This is a genomic window from Enterobacter sp. YSU (assembly GCF_016082135.1).
GTDB classification, from domain to species: domain Bacteria; phylum Pseudomonadota; class Gammaproteobacteria; order Enterobacterales; family Enterobacteriaceae; genus Enterobacter; species Enterobacter hormaechei_C.
The window spans coordinates 904,928-919,988 of the sequence record NZ_CP059487.1 but is presented as its reverse complement, the minus strand read 5'-3'; the positions used below and the strand labels follow the sequence as shown (position 1 = coordinate 919,988).

The window sequence follows — 15,061 nt, the reverse complement described above, 5'->3', positions numbered from 1 at the left end:
CGCTCCGCTTACTGATGCGTCACAACGATAAGACGCAGGGCGTCGAGACGCCATCCCGCCTGATTCAGGCTTTCCAGCACCTGCTGGCGGTTGCTCTCAATGGCGGCCAGCTCATCGTCACGAATGTTAGGGTTCACTGCTTTCAACGCTTCCAGACGCGACAGCTCGGCAGAAAGCTTCTCATCGGCTTCGCTACGCGCCGCATCGATCAGCACTCTGGCCGCTTTTTCGGCCTGGGCTTCACCCAGTTGCAGAATGGCATGCACGTCCTGCTGCACCGCATTCACCAGCTTACTGCCGGTATGGCGGTTCACCGCGCTCAGCTGACGGTTGAAGCTTTCAAACTCCACCTGGCCGGCCAGGTTCGTACCGTTTTTATCCAGCAGCAGACGCACCGGGGTTGGCGGCAGGAAGCGGTTAAGCTGAAGCTGTTTCGGCGCCTGCGCTTCCACAACGTAGATCAGCTCCACCAGCAGCGTGCCCACAGGCAAGGCTTTGTTCTTCAACAGGGAGATGGTGCTGCTGCCGGTATCGCCGGAGAGGATCAGATCCAGACCGTTGCGGATCAGCGGGTGCTCCCAGGTGATGAACTGTGCATCTTCGCGGGAAAGCGCCACATCACGCTCAAAGGTGATGGTGCAGCCGTCTTCCGGCAGGCCCGGGAAATCCGGCACCAGCATATGATCGGACGGGGTCAGAACGATCATGTTCTCGCCGCGATCGTCCTGGTTAATGCCGACGATGTCGAACAGGTTCATGGAGAAGCTGATCAGGCTGGTGTCATCGTCCTGTTCTTCGATACTTTCGGCCAGCTGCTGCGCTTTTTCACCGCCGTTGGAGTGGATCTCCAGCAGGCGATCGCGCCCCTGCTCCAGCTGAGCTTTCAGCGCGTCGTGCTTCTCTCGACAGGATTTGATCAGCTCATCAAAGCCCTCGGTGTTTTCCGGCGCCGCAAGGTAACCGATCAGATCGCTATGCACCTGGTCATAAATGGTGCGGCCCGTCGGGCAGGTATGTTCAAACGCATCCAGGCCTTCGTGGTACCAGCGAACCAGAACGGACTGGGCGGTTTTCTCCAGATACGGAACGTGGATCTGAATATCGTGCGCCTGACCGATACGATCCAGACGGCCGATACGCTGCTCCAGCAGATCCGGGTTAAACGGCAGATCGAACATCACCAGATTGCTGGCGAACTGGAAGTTACGGCCTTCAGAACCGATTTCGGAGCACAGCAGAACCTGCGCGCCGCTGTCCTCTTCACTAAACCACGCCGCAGCGCGGTCGCGCTCGATAATAGACATGCCTTCATGGAACACGGCGGCGCGAATACCTTCGCGCTCGCGCAGCACTTGTTCAAGTTGCAGGGCGGTGGTTGCCTTGGCGCAGATCACCAGCACCTTCCGGGAACGGTGCGCGGTCAGATAACCCATTAACCACTCCACGCGCGGATCGAAGTTCCACCAGGTGCCAGTGTCGCCTTCAAATTCCTGATAAATTTGCTCCGGGTAGAGCATATCGCGCGCGCGATCTTCCGCTGATTTACGGGTGCCCATAATGCCGGAGACTTTAATCGCCGTCTGGTACTGGGTCGGCAGCGGCAGTTTGATGATGTGCAGCTCGCGTTTCGGGAAGCCTTTCACGCCGTTACGGGTGTTGCGGAACAGCACGCGGCTGGTGCCGTGACGGTCCATCAGCATGTCGATCAGCTCTTTACGCGCAGATCCCGCATTATCGCTGTCGCTGTTCGCGGCCTGAAGCAGCGGCTCAATATCCTGCTCGCCGATCAGATCGCTGAAGGTGTTAAGTTCATCATTAGAGAGACGATTACCGGCCAGCAGCAGCGCGACGGCGTCCGCCACCGGACGGTAGTTTTTCTGCTCTTCAACAAACTGCTCAAAATCGTGGAATCGGTTCGGATCGAGCAGGCGCAGACGGGCGAAGTGGCTCTCAAGACCCAGCTGCTCCGGGGTGGCGGTCAGAAGCAGAACGCCCGGTACGCGCTCGGCAAGCTGCTCAATCGCCATGTATTCACGGCTTGGCGCATCTTCGCTCCAGACGAGGTGGTGCGCTTCGTCGACGACCATCAGATCCCATTCTGCGTCGCACAGGTGCTCCAGGCGCTGCTTGCTGCGGCGCACGAAGTCCAGGGAACAAATGACCAGCTGTTCGGTTTCAAACGGGTTGTCCGCGTCGTGCTGGGCTTCGGCATAGCGCTCGTCGTCGAACAGGGAGAAGCGCAGGTTAAAGCGGCGCAGCATCTCGACCAGCCACTGGTGTTGCAGCGTTTCCGGCACCACAATCAGCACGCGCTCGGCAGCGCCAGAGAGCAGCTGCTGGTGCAGGATCATGCCTGCTTCGATGGTTTTACCCAGGCCCACTTCGTCAGCCAGCAGCACGCGAGGCGCATGGCGACGGCCCACGTCATGGGCGATATTCAGCTGATGGGGAATAAGGCTGGTACGCTGGCCGCGCAGGCCGCTCCACGGCATGCGGTACTGTTCACTCTGGAACTTACGCGCGCGGTAGCGCAGGGAGAAGCGATCCATTCGGTCGATTTGCCCGGCAAACAGACGGTCCTGCGGCTTGCTGAAAACCAGTTTGCTGTCGAGCAGCACTTCACGCAGGATAACATTCGTCTCGTCGGTATCAAGACGCGTTCCAATGTAGGCGAGCAGTCCATTCTCTTCTTTTACGTCTTCAACCTTCAGCTGCCAGCCTTCGTGGCTGGTCACGGTGTCGCCCGGATTGAACATTACGCGGGTAACAGGGGAGTCATTGCGAGCGTACAGGCGGTTTTCACCGGTAGCAGGGAAAAGGAGGGTAACCATGCGCGCATCGACGGCAACGACGGTTCCTAATCCAAGTTCGCTTTCTGTATCGCTGATCCAGCGTTGACCAAGTGTAAAAGGCATAGTTGTTCGGCTCTAATCTTTAATTGCAGGCAATAGTTCGACCCCGTCAAAAAAGACGGTCATCGAAAAATGGGTCCGGGAATGGAAAGGGCGCTATGGTACTGGATGGCAACGGTTTCGTCACGCGTCAAAATAGCCCAAGTTGTCCTGTCACTAGTGTAGCAAAGTCGTCATTGATGAACGGTAAAATTCCCTCCGCAACCGGCTGAAGCTGGCGGGTCAGGTAGTGATCGTAATCGAGCGGAGACTGCTGGTAATCAACGGGTTCCGGGCCGTTAGTTGTCCAGACGTATTTGATCGTACCCCGGTTCTGATACTGCGGCGCACGGCCCCGCCGAACATTCTCTTCATCCGCCAGCCGCGCGGCGCGTACGTGGGGAGGAACGTTACGTTGATATTCGGCCAGCGGGCGGCGCAGGCGCTTGCGATACACCAGCTGGTCATCCAGCTCACCCGCCATCAGGCTGGCGATGGTGTCGCGCACGTAGTCCTGATAGGGCTCGTTGCGAAACACCCGCAGGTAGAGCGTCTGCTGGAACTGCTGCGCCAGTGGCGTCCAGTCGGTGCGCACCGTCTCCAGCCCTTTAAAGACCATCCGCTGCGTGTCACCTTCCTGAATCAGCCCGGCGTAGCGCTTCTTGCTGCCCTGGTCGGTTCCGCGAATGGTCGGCATTAAAAAGCGGGCAAAATGGGTTTCAAACTCCAGCTCTAACGCGCTGGTTAACCGCTCTTTTTGCAAATTTTCGCGCCACCAGTCGTTCACGTAGGCGACCAGTTCTTTGCCGATTCGCGCGGCGTCGTCTTCTGAATGGGCCGCTTTCAGCCAGACAAAGGTGGAGTCGGTATCGCCATAAATAACGTCATAGCCCCGGGATTCAATCAGCGCTTTGGTCTGGCGCATAATGTCGTGCCCGCGCATGGTGATGGAAGACGCCAGCCGGGGATCAAAGAAGCGGCAGGCGCTGGTACCCAGCACGCCGTAAAAGGCGTTCATAATGATTTTCAGCGCCTGTGAGAGCGGCTTGTTGCCGTGGCGTTTCGCCTCGTCGCGGCCGTGCCAGATGTTTCCCACAATTTCGGGCAGGCAGTGTTTTTTCCGCGAGAAGCGAGCTCCAAGAAACCCTTCGGTGCTGTGCGCATCGTCTGGCTGGGCCATCCCCTCCACCAGCCCCACCGGATCAATCAGAAACGTGCGGATAATTGACGGGTACAGGCTTTTATAATCCAGCACCAGCACCGAGTCATACAGTCCGGGCCGTGAATCCATCACGTAACCGCCGGGGCTGGCCTGCGGCGGCACGTCGCCGAGATTAGGGGCGACATAGCCCGCCCGGTGCATCCGCGGGAAATAGAGGTGGCTGAAGGCCGCTACCGAGCCGCCGTGCCTGTCGACCGCGAGACCGTTCACCGTTGCGCGTTCCAGCAGGAACGGCATGATCTCGGTTTTGTGGAAGATCTGCGTCACCAGCTCGCAATCTTTCAGGTTATAGGTAGCGAGCGCCGGTTTATCCTCGTTAAAGCGCCGGTCGATCTCGTCCATTCGGTCCCAGGGATTGTCGATGGATTTACCTTCGCCGAGCAGTTCCTGGGCGACCGCTTCCAGCGAGAAGGAAGAGAAGTTCCAGAAGGCGGATTTCAGCGCCTCGATGCCGTCGATAATCAGGCGACCATTGGCCTGCGCGAAGAAAACACCGTTCTTAAAACCGTGCTCACGCCACTCCAGCTCACTGTTGCCGCGCCCCAGAATCAGCGGGATACGGTAACGCTCGGCATGTTTTTGCAGCACGCGCAGGTCAAACTGCACCACGTTCCAGCCGATCAGCACGTCCGGGTCGTGCTCGGCAAACCACTGGTTAAGCTTCTCCAGCAGTTGCGGGCGGCTGTTGACGTACTCCAGATTAAAATCCAGCGCGGACGCATCGCCGTTCGGCGGCCCGAGCATATAGACAACCCGCTGCCCACAGCCTTCCAGGCCAATGCAGTACAGTTCGCCATGGCGGGTGGTTTCAATATCCAGCGACACCCACTTTAGCGGCGGGCGATAGTGCGGATTAGGCTTCAGGCGCGCGTTAACGATCCTGCCGTTTTGCGCGGTGCCATCTACCCAGACGGGGGCGGTGATAAACCGCTCCATCAGAAAGCGTTCAGGCGGGCGAATGTCGGCCTCGTAAAGCGTCACGCCTGCTTCACGAAGCAGCTTTTCATAGCGCATCAACTGGCGATGGGCGCGGCAGTAGAGGCCGTAAACTGGCTGGCGGTGGAAATCTTTCAGCTGAAGCGGCGTAAGGCGCCAGTTGTTTTCGCCGCGTAGCAGTTGTTTCACTTTCTCGACGTGAGCTTCAGGAATAAAGGCCACGGACTCCTGCGGCGGGAGCGTAACGTTTAGCGGGCCGTTGTCCGTTGCCAGCCAGAATTCAACCTCAGTACCCTGAGGGGTATCCCGCCAGTGTCTGGTCAGTAAAAAGCCTTCTTGCGCCTGCGTCACGGCGTTATCTCATAAAACAAAACCAGGCCTGATTATAGCCTGGTTGAGGGGTGTTTGCTGGGGTTTTATACAGTGCCCGTTCCGCCGGATGGCGCTGCGCTTATCCGGCCTACAGGTTCCGCAGGCCCGGTAAGCGCAGCGTCACCGGGCAGGGGTTTACTGCCCGTAGTAGGCTTTCGCACCGTGCTTACGCAGGTAATGCTTATCCAGCAGGGTTTGCTGCATATCCGGCAGCTGCGGTGCCAGCTGGCGGCAGAAGATCCCCATATAGGCGACTTCCTCCAGCACGATCGCGTTGTGCACCGCGTCCTCCGCGTTTTTACCCCAGGCAAACGGGCCGTGGGAGTGCACCAGCACGCCGGGCATTTGCGCCGCGTCGATTCCCTGTTTTTCGAAGGTTTCGACAATCACGTTCCCCGTTTCCCATTCGTACTCACCGCCGATCTCCGCATCGGTCATCAGACGCGTGCAGGGAATGGTGCCGTAAAAGTAGTCCGCGTGGGTGGTGCCGGTGGCCGGAATAGGCTGGCCCGCCTGCGCCCAGATGGTCGCGTGACGCGAATGGGTATGCACAATCCCGCCGATGGTCGGGAAGGCCTGATACAGCAGGCGATGAGTGGGCGTATCGGAGGAGGGCTTTTTATTGCCTTCAACCACTTCACCCGTTTCGATGCTGACCACCACCATGTCTTCTGCGGTCATTACCGTGTAATCCACGCCGGAAGGCTTGATCACGAACACCCCTTTTTCCCGGTCAACGGCGCTGACGTTGCCCCATGTCAGGGTTACGAGGTTATGTTTTGGCAGCGCCAGGTTGGCTTCGAGTACCTGACGTTTGAGATCTTCTAACATTGTCGTCTCCTGCCGGATGGCGCTACGCTTATCCGGCCTACAGAACCGTAGGCCCGGTAAACGAAGTGCCACCGGGCACTCCGTACTTAGCGTTTTGAACCGTAATAGACTTCGTTCCAGCGCAGCGCGTCTTTAAAGGCTGGCAGACGGGTGTCGTTATCAATTACGGTCAGTTCGATGTCGTGCAGCTCGGCAAACTGACGCATATCGTTCAGGTCCAGCGCGTGGCTGAATACGGTGTGGTGCGCGCCGCCGGCCAGGATCCAGGCTTCCGAGGCGGTTGGCAGGTCAGGCTGCGCTTTCCACAAAGCGTTGGCGACCGGCAGCTTCGGCAGAGAATGCGGGGTTTCAACCGCATCGACGCAGTTCACCAGCAGGCGGAAACGATCGCCGAGGTCAATCAGGCTGGCGTTAATGGCCGGGCCGGTACGGGTGTCGAAGATCAGACGGGCCGGATCCGCTTTGCCGCCAATGCCGAGGTACTGCACGTCGAGGATCGGTTTCTCTTCAACCGCGATGGATGGACACACTTCCAGCATGTGCGAGCCGAGCACCAGATCGTTGCCGTTCTCGAAGTGGTAGGTGTAGTCCTCCATAAAAGAGGTGCCGCCCTGTAGACCGGTCGACATCACCTTCATGATGCGAAGCAGAGCGGCAGTTTTCCAGTCGCCTTCGCCCGCAAAGCCGTAGCCCTGCTGCATCAGACGTTGTACCGCCAGACCCGGGAGCTGTTTTAGGCCGTGGAGATCTTCAAAGGTGGTGGTGAAGGCATGGAAGCCGCCCTGTTCCAGAAAACGCTTCATGCCCAGCTCAATACGTGCGGCATCCAGCACGTTCTGGCGCTTGTCACCGTTGACCTGTGCCGCAGGCGTCAGGCGATAGCTGCTTTCGTACTCGTCCACCAGCGCGTTAACGTCGCCATCGCTGATGTCATTCACCACCTGCACCAGGTCGCCCACCGCCCAGGTGTTGACGGAGAAGCCAAATTTAATCTGCGCGGCCACTTTATCACCGTCGGTGACCGCCACTTCGCGCATGTTGTCGCCGAAACGCACCACTTTCAGGTGGCGGGTATCCTGCTTAGATACCGCCTGACGCATCCAGGAGCCAATACGTTTTTGTGCCTGACCGTCCTGCCAGTGCCCGGTCACCACGGCATGCTGTTGACGCATGCGCGCGCCGATGAAGCCGAACTCGCGGCCGCCGTGCGCGGTCTGGTTCAGGTTCATGAAGTCCATGTCGATGCTGTCCCACGGCAGGGAGGCGTTGAACTGCGTGTGGAATTGCAGCAGCGGTTTGTTGAGGATAGCCAGGCCGTTGATCCACATTTTGGCTGGCGAGAAGGTGTGCAGCCACACCACCAGGCCAGCGCATTTGTCATCGTAATTGGCATCGCGGCAAATGTTGGTGATTTCGTCCGGGGTGGTACCCAGCGGCTTCAGCACCAGTTTGCACGGCAGTTTGGCTTCCGCGTTCAGCGCGTTCACAACGTGCTCCGCGTGTTTCGTCACCTGCTGCAACGCTTCCGGTCCGTACAAATGCTGGCTGCCAATCACAAACCACACTTCATAATTATTAAAAATGGTCATTATCGTGTCCTTAATGTGTCAGGGTTGCCGTAGTATCCGCGGTGCTTTTGGCCGGGGCGGCGACAGGGAGATAGTGAAGTTCGGCGCTTTTTGCCCATTGCTGGTAGCGCTGATAAAGCTGTTCAAAGCGTTGTGCCTGCTGAGTCTGCGGCTGGAGCGTACTTTCGACGGCGCTCGCCATATGCTGTTGCGCGGTCGGGATATCCGCATGTACGCCTGCGGCCACGGCAGCGAAAATCGCCGCGCCCAGCGCACAGCACTGATCGGAGGCCACAATTTGCAGCGGCCGGTTCAGCACGTCGCAGCAGGCCTGCATGATCACCGGGTTTTTACGGGCGATGCCGCCCAGCGCCATCACGTTGTTCACGTCAATGCCCTGCCCGGTGAAGCACTCCATAATGGCGCGCGCGCCGAATGCGGTGGCGGCGATCAGGCCGCCAAACAGCGCGGGCGCGTCGGTCGCGAGGTTGAGATCGGTAATCACCCCTTTCAGACGCTGGTTGGCAAACGGCGTACGACGCCCGTTGAACCAGTCCAGCACCACCGGCAGGTGGTCGAGAGACGGATTTTTTGCCCAGGCTTCGGTGAGCTGCGGCAGGAGCTGTTTTTTGCTGTCGGCAATCTGCGTTTTCAGTTCAGGACGCGCGGCAGCCAGCTGATCCAGCGGCCAGCCGAGCACACGGCCAAACCAGGCGTAGATATCGCCGAAGGCGGACTGACCCGCTTCGAGGCCGATAAAATCGGGTACCACGCTGCCGTCAACCTGACCGCAAATGCCTTTCACCGCGCGGTCGCCGACGCTGGCTTTATCTGCCGTCAGAATGTCACAGGTGGAGGTGCCGATAACTTTCACCAGCGTGTTGGGCTGCGCACCCGCGCCCACGGCACCCATATGGCAGTCGAACGCGCCGCCGGAAATGGTCACGTTTTGCGGCAGACCGAGGCGTTTCGCCCACTCTTCGCAGAGCGTGCCGACCGGAATATCGGCGGTGAAGGTGTCGGTAAACAGCGGGTATGTCAGGTTTTTGTTGATGATCGGATCGAGTTCATCGAAGAACGCTGCCGGAGGCAGCCCCCCCCAGCTTTCATGCCACAGCGATTTATGCCCGGCGCTGCAACGGCCGCGGCGGATATCCTGCGGGCGAGTGGTGCCGGAGAGCAGGGCGGGAACCCAGTCGCATAGCTCAATCCATGATGCCGCTGCCTGTGCGACCGACGCGTCCGCGCGGGTAACGTGCAGGATCTTGGCCCAGAACCACTCGCTGGAGTAAATCCCGCCGATGTAGCGGGAGTAGTCAGTTTTGCCCGGCTGATGGCATAAGCGGGTGATGGCTTCCGCCTCTTCCACGGCGGTATGGTCTTTCCACAGCACAAACATGGCGTTCGGGTTGTCGGCAAACTCCGGTCGCAGCGCCAGTACGCGGCCTTCGGCATCGACAGGAGCTGGCGTTGAGCCGGTGCTGTCAACGCCAATCCCCACGACATCGGCCCGCTGGGCGTCCGTCAACTCCGCCAGCACGGTTTTGATCGCCGCTTCCATTGATTCAATGTAATCACGCGGGTGGTGGCGGAACTGGTTGTTCGGCGCATCGCAGTAGCGCCCCTCTTGCCAGCGCGGATACCACTCAACGCTGGTTGCTATCTCCAGGCCAGTCGTACAGTCCACTGCCAGCGCGCGAACTGAGTCGCTGCCAAAATCGAGGCCAATTGCAATTGCCATGGTGTTGCTCCATCCAAAAAACAGGTATGGAAGAACATTAGAGACTGGGGACAAAAATCGTCAGGCAGGATCCGCTAATCTTATGGACTAAATTGCTGTAGCCACGCAAAGTGTGACGCCGTGCAAATATTCTATGTGGACATTTCTGCCGCACTTATAGACACTTTTGTTACTGCTTATCTGCCCGTACTGGCGGACAAATCAGGGGGAAAGGCTGAAACATGGCGGACGTAAAAGAGGCGTGATGCTTTTTGGATCTTTCCGCGGGCCATTTTTATACTGCTTTTATCGATATGGACAATTGGTTTCCTTCAGGACCCTTGGGAGAACTGAATCTATGGCCGAACCGCAAAACGATCCCTTACTGCCGGGCTACTCATTTAACGCCCATCTGGTGGCGGGGCTGACGCCAATTGAGGCCGAGGGATATCTCGATTTTTACGTCGATCGCCCTCTTGGCATGAAGGGATATATCCTCAACCTGACCGTACGCGGAGAAGGGGTCGTCAAAAACGGGGATCAGCAGTTTATCTGCCGCCCCGGTGATATGCTGCTGTTCCCGCCGGGGGAGATCCACCACTACGGGCGCCATCCGGATGCCAAAGAGTGGTATCACCAGTGGGTCTATTTCCGTCCGCGCGCCTACTGGCAGGAGTGGCTCTCGTGGCCGGCCATTTTCGCCCATACCGGTTTATATCGCCCGGATGAGGCGCATCTGGCGCAGTTCCGTGAGCTGTTCGCACAGATTATTGAGGCAGGGCAGGCGGGCGGGCGCTACGCCGAACTGCTGGCCATCAACCTGCTTGAACAGGTGCTGCTGCGCCGCATGGAGGCCATCAACGAGTCGCTTAATCCGCCGCTGGACAACCGCGTCCGCGACGCCTGCCAGTACATCAGCGACCACCTTGCCGACAGCCAGTTTGATATTGCCAGCGTCGCCCAGCATGTGTGTCTGTCGCCGTCACGGCTCTCTCATCTGTTCCGCCAGCAGCTTGGCGTGAGTGTACTCAGCTGGCGTGAGGATCAGCGCATCAGCCAGGCGAAACTGCTGCTCAGCACCACCCGAATGCCTATCGCCACCGTCGGGCGTAACGTCGGCTTTGAAGATCAGCTCTATTTCTCTCGCGTGTTTAAGAAGTGCACCGGTGCCAGCCCGAGCGAATTCCGTGCGGGATGTGAATAATCGGTAAACATTCAGGTGAACTTCAGGCGCATCTTGTAAACTATTCAGACAATTGATGCCTTGACGCGGTGCAGGGCGCTAAGCAGAATCGCTGATTCGTTTTCTGACCGGAATAGTTATGCAGGCATTGCTGGAACATTTTATTACCCAGTCCGTTATGTATTCGCTCATCGCCGTGGCGCTGGTGGCGTTTCTGGAGTCGCTGGCGCTGGTCGGGCTGATCCTGCCCGGCACCGTGATGATGGCAGGGCTTGGGGCGCTGATCGGCAGCGGCGAGGTCAATTTCTGGCAGGCGTGGATGGCCGGTATTATTGGCTGTTTGCTGGGGGACTGGATCTCCTTCTGGCTGGGCTGGCGCTTTAAGAAGCCGCTGCACCGCTGGTCGTTCATGAAAAAAAATAAAGCGCTGCTGGATAAAACCGAGCACGCGCTGCACCAGCACAGCATGTTCACCATCCTCGTGGGGCGCTTCGTTGGCCCAACGCGCCCGCTGGTGCCGATGGTGGCCGGGATGCTGGATCTGCCCGTCGCGAAGTTTGTGGTGCCGAACATCATCGGCTGCGTCTTCTGGCCGCCGTTCTACTTCCTGCCGGGGATCCTGGCGGGCGCGGCGATCGATATTCCTGACGGTATGCAAAGCGGCGAGTTCAAGTGGCTGCTGCTGGGAACGGCGGTCCTGCTGTGGCTGGCGGTCTGGCTCTGCTGGCGCCTGTGGCGCAGCGCGAAAGCCAGTGTTGATCGCCTGACGCGCTATCTTCCGCGCACGCGCCTGCTCTGGCTGGCCCCGCTGACGCTGGGAGTGGCTGTCGTGGCGCTGGTGGCGCTGATTCGCCACCCGCTGATGCCGGTGTACGGTGAGATCCTGTTGAAGGTGGTGAGCCGTTAAGGTGTTTTCCCTCTCCCTGTGGGAGAGGGCAAGGGTGAGGGCATCAGACCTCACGAATACCTAAAAGTGAAGACGCCCCCGCCTTACCACTCAGAAGTTCTTCTGTTTCCCCATCCCACAAAATACGTCCCTCCGCGATCACTACCGATCGCGGCGCGATGCGTGCGGCATCTTCGATGCTATGCGAAACCATCAGCATCGTCAGTTGCTCGCGCTCGCAAACCTCCTCAACCAGCGAGAGCATCTCCTGACGCAGGGCCGGGTCGAGCGCCGAAAAGGGTTCGTCGAGCAGCAGCAGCGGCTGCTTGCGCACCAGACAGCGTGCCAGCGCCACGCGCTGGCGCTGGCCGCCGGAAAGCTCACCCGGTAGTCTGTTGATAAACGCAGCCAGGCCCATTTGTTCGGCGATCGCCTCCAGCGTCTGACGCTGCGCAACACTGAGTTTTAACCCCGGATCCATACCCAGCGCGATGTTCTGCCACACCGTAAGATGATTGAACAGATTATTTTCCTGGAACAGCATCGACACCGGGCGCGTAGCCGGCGGAGCGTAGGTATATTCGCCATTATCAATGACGATCGACCCGCTGGCAGGCTGCAAAAAACCGGCAATCAGATTGAGCAGAGTACTTTTTCCGGCCCCGCTAGGGCCAAGCACTGCGATTCGCTCTCCCTGACGAACGGAGAGGGTAAAACGCATTGGCAGGTGCTCATAAAGCCAGGTTACATCAGTCAGTTTTAACATCACGCCCCGGAAGTTTTTCGATAACGGTAAATAACGCAAAGCACAGCAGCAACAGGAGCAGCGCCGTGACGGCGCCGTCCTGGCTACGATAGGAGCCAATTTGCTGATAAAGCCAGAACGGCAGCGTGCGGAAATCCTCGTTGCCAAAGAGGGCCACAACGCCAAAATCGCCAATCGACAGCACGCAGGCAAACGCCAGCGCCTGAGCCAGCGGACGCTTTAGCGCGCGGAGTTCGACCACCTTCAGACGCTGCCAGCCCTGCATGCCCAGCGACTGACACAGCAAACTGTAGCGGCTGTTGACGTCGCGCATCGGGTTTTCCAGCACCTTGAGCGCGTAAGGGATAGCCATCAGCGCGTTGGTAAAAATGACGATGCCGTCGGCGCTTTCCGGCAGGCCGATGGTGCTGTTGAACAGTAAAAAGAATCCGGTCGCCAGCACAATACCCGGCATCGCCAGGATCAGCATACCCGTCAGTTCCAGCGCGTGTCCGGCTTTACGGGCATGACGCGCGTACAGCTCGCGGCTGCTCCAGAGCAGCATCATGGTCAGGATCACGCACAGCAGCCCGGCTGCCAGCGCGATGCGCAATGAGATCCACGTCGCCTGCCACAGGACAGGCTGTTGCAGTACCGACAACACATTGCGATTCAGGCCATCAACGATAACGGCCAGCAGCGGGGGCAGCAGAAGCAGGAGGGCCAGCGCGATCAGCATAAAATCCGCGACGCGGCTGTGCAGGCTGTCCTGCGGATCGCGCCAGCCTGTCAAGTGATTGCTGCCTGTGGGGATCGCTTTACTCAGCCGCTGGCTGAGTAACACCAGCGCCAGGCAGCAGACCATCTGCACCATCGCCAGCAGCGCGGCGCGGCCCGGATCGTAGTCGTAACTTAAGGCCTGATAGATCGCCAGCTCAATGGTGGTGGCCTGCGGCCCGCCGCCGAGAGAAAGCACGGTCGCGAAGCTGGCGAAGCAGAGCATAAAGATTAGCGCGGCCACCGGGGCAATCTGGCGTCGCAGCCACGGCCATTCGACAAAGCGGAAGAACGACCAGCCGCGCATGCCAAGCTGGGCGGCAATCTGACGCTGCTCCCCGGGAATGTTTTCCAGCGCCTGTAAAAAGAGGCGCGTCGCCATCGGCATATTGAAAAAAATATGCGCCAGCAGAATGCCTTTCAGGCCGTAAGGGGAGAAGGTCCATTCCAGACCAAGCAGGTTGAAGAGGGATGCCAGCCAGCCCTGCCGACCGTAGACGCTCAGAATACCGAACACCGCCACCAGCACGGGCAGGATCAGCGTCATCGCGCACAGCCGCAGCAGGGCAAGCCTGCCGGGGAAACGTCTGCGATAGAGGGCGCGTGCAAGGAAAATGGCCGGGATCGTCGACAGCAGCGCGGAGAGAAACGCCTGCCAGAAGGAGAAACGGATGACGTGCCAGAGATAGCTGTCGTGCCAGAGGGCGAGCAGATCGCTCTCTGGCGCGTTAAACCACAGCGCAAGGAATGCACCCAGACTGACGACCACCATCAGTATGGCGGCGAGCAGCCCGGGAACTAACCAGCCGGGGATCAGCGGCTGACGGCGCGTTGCCATTCACTAATCCATGCGGCGCGCTGGGCGGCAACCTGCTGCGGCGTAAATTCCAGTGAGGTTTGCGGCTTGTTTAGCTGCTCAAAGCCTGCCGGCAGCGCAACGTCAGTGACCGGGTACATCCAGTTTCCTGTCGGAATAGCATTCTGGAATGCCGGGGAGACCATAAATTTCAGGAATTTTTCGGCAAGCTCCGGCTGTTTGCTCGCGGCGGTGCGGGCGGCCACTTCCACCTGCAAATAATGCCCTTCAGCAAAGTTCGCGGCGGCGTAGTTATCCTTCTTCTCGGCGATAATGTGGTAGGCCGGAGAGGTAGTGTAGCTCAGCACCAGATCGCTTTCGCCTTTCAGGAACAGGCCGTAGGCTTCGCTCCAGCCTTTGGTGACGGTAACGGTTTTCGCGGCCAGCTTCTGCCACGCTTCCGGCGTTTTATCCCCGTAGACTTTCTGCATCCACAATAGCAGCCCCAGACCCGGCGTGCTGGTACGCGGATCTTCATAAATTACGCGCCATTTCTGGTCACTTTCGACCAGCTCTTTCAGGCTTTTGGGCGGATTCTTCAGCTTGTTTTTATCGTAGACAAACGCAAAGTAGCCGTAATCAAAGGGAACGAAGGTGTCGTTTTTCCAGCCGCCCGGTACGTTGACGGCATCTGCCGCCACACCGCTTTTGGCGAACAGTCTGGTTTGGGTGGCGGCTTCCAGCAGGTTGTTATCCAGCCCGAGCACCACGTCGGCTTTGCTGTTTTTGCCTTCCATGCGCAGACGGTTGAGCAGCGAGACGCCATCTTCCAGCGCCACGAATTTCAGCTCGCAGTTGCAGTCGGCTTCAAAGGCTTTTTTTACCACCGGGCCGGGGCCCCAGTCGGCGGAGAAGGAGTCGTAGGTATAGACCGTCAGAACGGGCTTAGCAAAAACAGGCAGCGCAAACAGCGCCAGCAGAGGAAGAACGTTTTTTAACACTTTGCACCTCAGGGTTGAGTGGCAAAGGATTTTGAGAGACAGCCTCAAATCCCTTCGCCGGCGTTATCCGGATCAGGTTCGACGGGTATTATCTCAGCGCACATCAGTGATGCAGCACCCCGTTGAGAACGGC

At 58.8% G+C, this 15,061-nt stretch carries 10 protein-coding genes and 1 riboswitch; of the genes, 2 read left to right on the top strand and 8 right to left on the bottom strand.

Annotated elements, in window-relative coordinates:
• Positions 1–8: 8 nt before the first annotated feature.
• From rapA to araB, 5 genes are all read right to left on the bottom strand, one after another.
• Positions 9–2,915 (bottom strand): RNA polymerase-associated protein RapA, encoded by a 2,907-nt coding sequence (gene rapA / locus H2Z33_RS04460; RefSeq protein WP_063135033.1) that lies wholly within the window; start codon positions 2,913–2,915, stop codon positions 9–11.
• Between the two features lie 127 nt (positions 2,916–3,042).
• On the bottom strand, positions 3,043–5,400 hold the full coding sequence (polB, locus tag H2Z33_RS04455) for a DNA polymerase II (RefSeq protein WP_023303069.1): 2,358 nt from the start codon (positions 5,398–5,400) through the stop codon (positions 3,043–3,045).
• 156 nt (positions 5,401–5,556) lie between these two features.
• Positions 5,557–6,252, bottom strand: coding sequence for an L-ribulose-5-phosphate 4-epimerase (gene araD, locus H2Z33_RS04450; RefSeq protein WP_023295910.1), 696 nt, complete (start codon positions 6,250–6,252; stop codon positions 5,557–5,559).
• A gap of 86 nt (positions 6,253–6,338) precedes the next feature.
• Complete coding sequence (araA, locus tag H2Z33_RS04445; RefSeq protein ID WP_032671439.1) at positions 6,339–7,841, bottom strand: L-arabinose isomerase; 1,503 nt, start codon at positions 7,839–7,841, stop codon at positions 6,339–6,341.
• A 10-nt stretch (positions 7,842–7,851) separates the two neighbouring features.
• Entirely contained in the window at positions 7,852–9,561 is a 1,710-nt protein-coding gene (gene araB / locus H2Z33_RS04440) for a ribulokinase (RefSeq protein WP_032670576.1), read from the bottom strand.
• Between the two features lie 337 nt (positions 9,562–9,898).
• Between araB and araC the strand changes: the two genes are divergently transcribed.
• Together araC and H2Z33_RS04430 are read left to right on the top strand one after the other, a co-directional pair.
• A complete protein-coding gene (araC, locus tag H2Z33_RS04435; RefSeq protein ID WP_003856402.1) occupies positions 9,899–10,744 on the top strand; it encodes an arabinose operon transcriptional regulator AraC in 846 nt (281 codons plus the stop codon).
• A gap of 118 nt (positions 10,745–10,862) precedes the next feature.
• Positions 10,863–11,630, top strand: a complete 768-nt coding sequence (locus tag H2Z33_RS04430) for a DedA family protein (RefSeq protein ID WP_017383796.1) — start codon at positions 10,863–10,865, stop codon at positions 11,628–11,630.
• Between the two features lie 43 nt (positions 11,631–11,673).
• Here H2Z33_RS04430 and thiQ read toward each other — a convergent pair whose 3' ends face one another.
• From thiQ to thiB, 3 genes are read right to left on the bottom strand one after another with little or no spacing between them, the layout of a single operon-like run.
• Positions 11,674–12,375, bottom strand: coding sequence for a thiamine ABC transporter ATP-binding protein ThiQ (gene thiQ, locus H2Z33_RS04425; protein ID WP_033488173.1), 702 nt, complete (start codon positions 12,373–12,375; stop codon positions 11,674–11,676).
• Positions 12,359–13,969 (bottom strand): thiamine/thiamine pyrophosphate ABC transporter permease ThiP, encoded by a 1,611-nt coding sequence (gene thiP, locus H2Z33_RS04420; protein ID WP_033488172.1) that lies wholly within the window; start codon positions 13,967–13,969, stop codon positions 12,359–12,361. The genes thiQ and thiP overlap by 17 nt, the downstream gene beginning before the upstream one ends.
• Positions 13,945–14,928 (bottom strand): thiamine ABC transporter substrate binding subunit, encoded by a 984-nt coding sequence (gene thiB, locus H2Z33_RS04415; RefSeq protein ID WP_039271728.1) that lies wholly within the window; start codon positions 14,926–14,928, stop codon positions 13,945–13,947. Before thiB ends, thiP begins: the two co-directional genes overlap by 25 nt.
• Positions 14,929–14,959: 31 nt before the next feature.
• Positions 14,960–15,060, bottom strand: a riboswitch (TPP riboswitch).
• Between the last annotated feature and the right edge of the window lies 1 nt (position 15,061).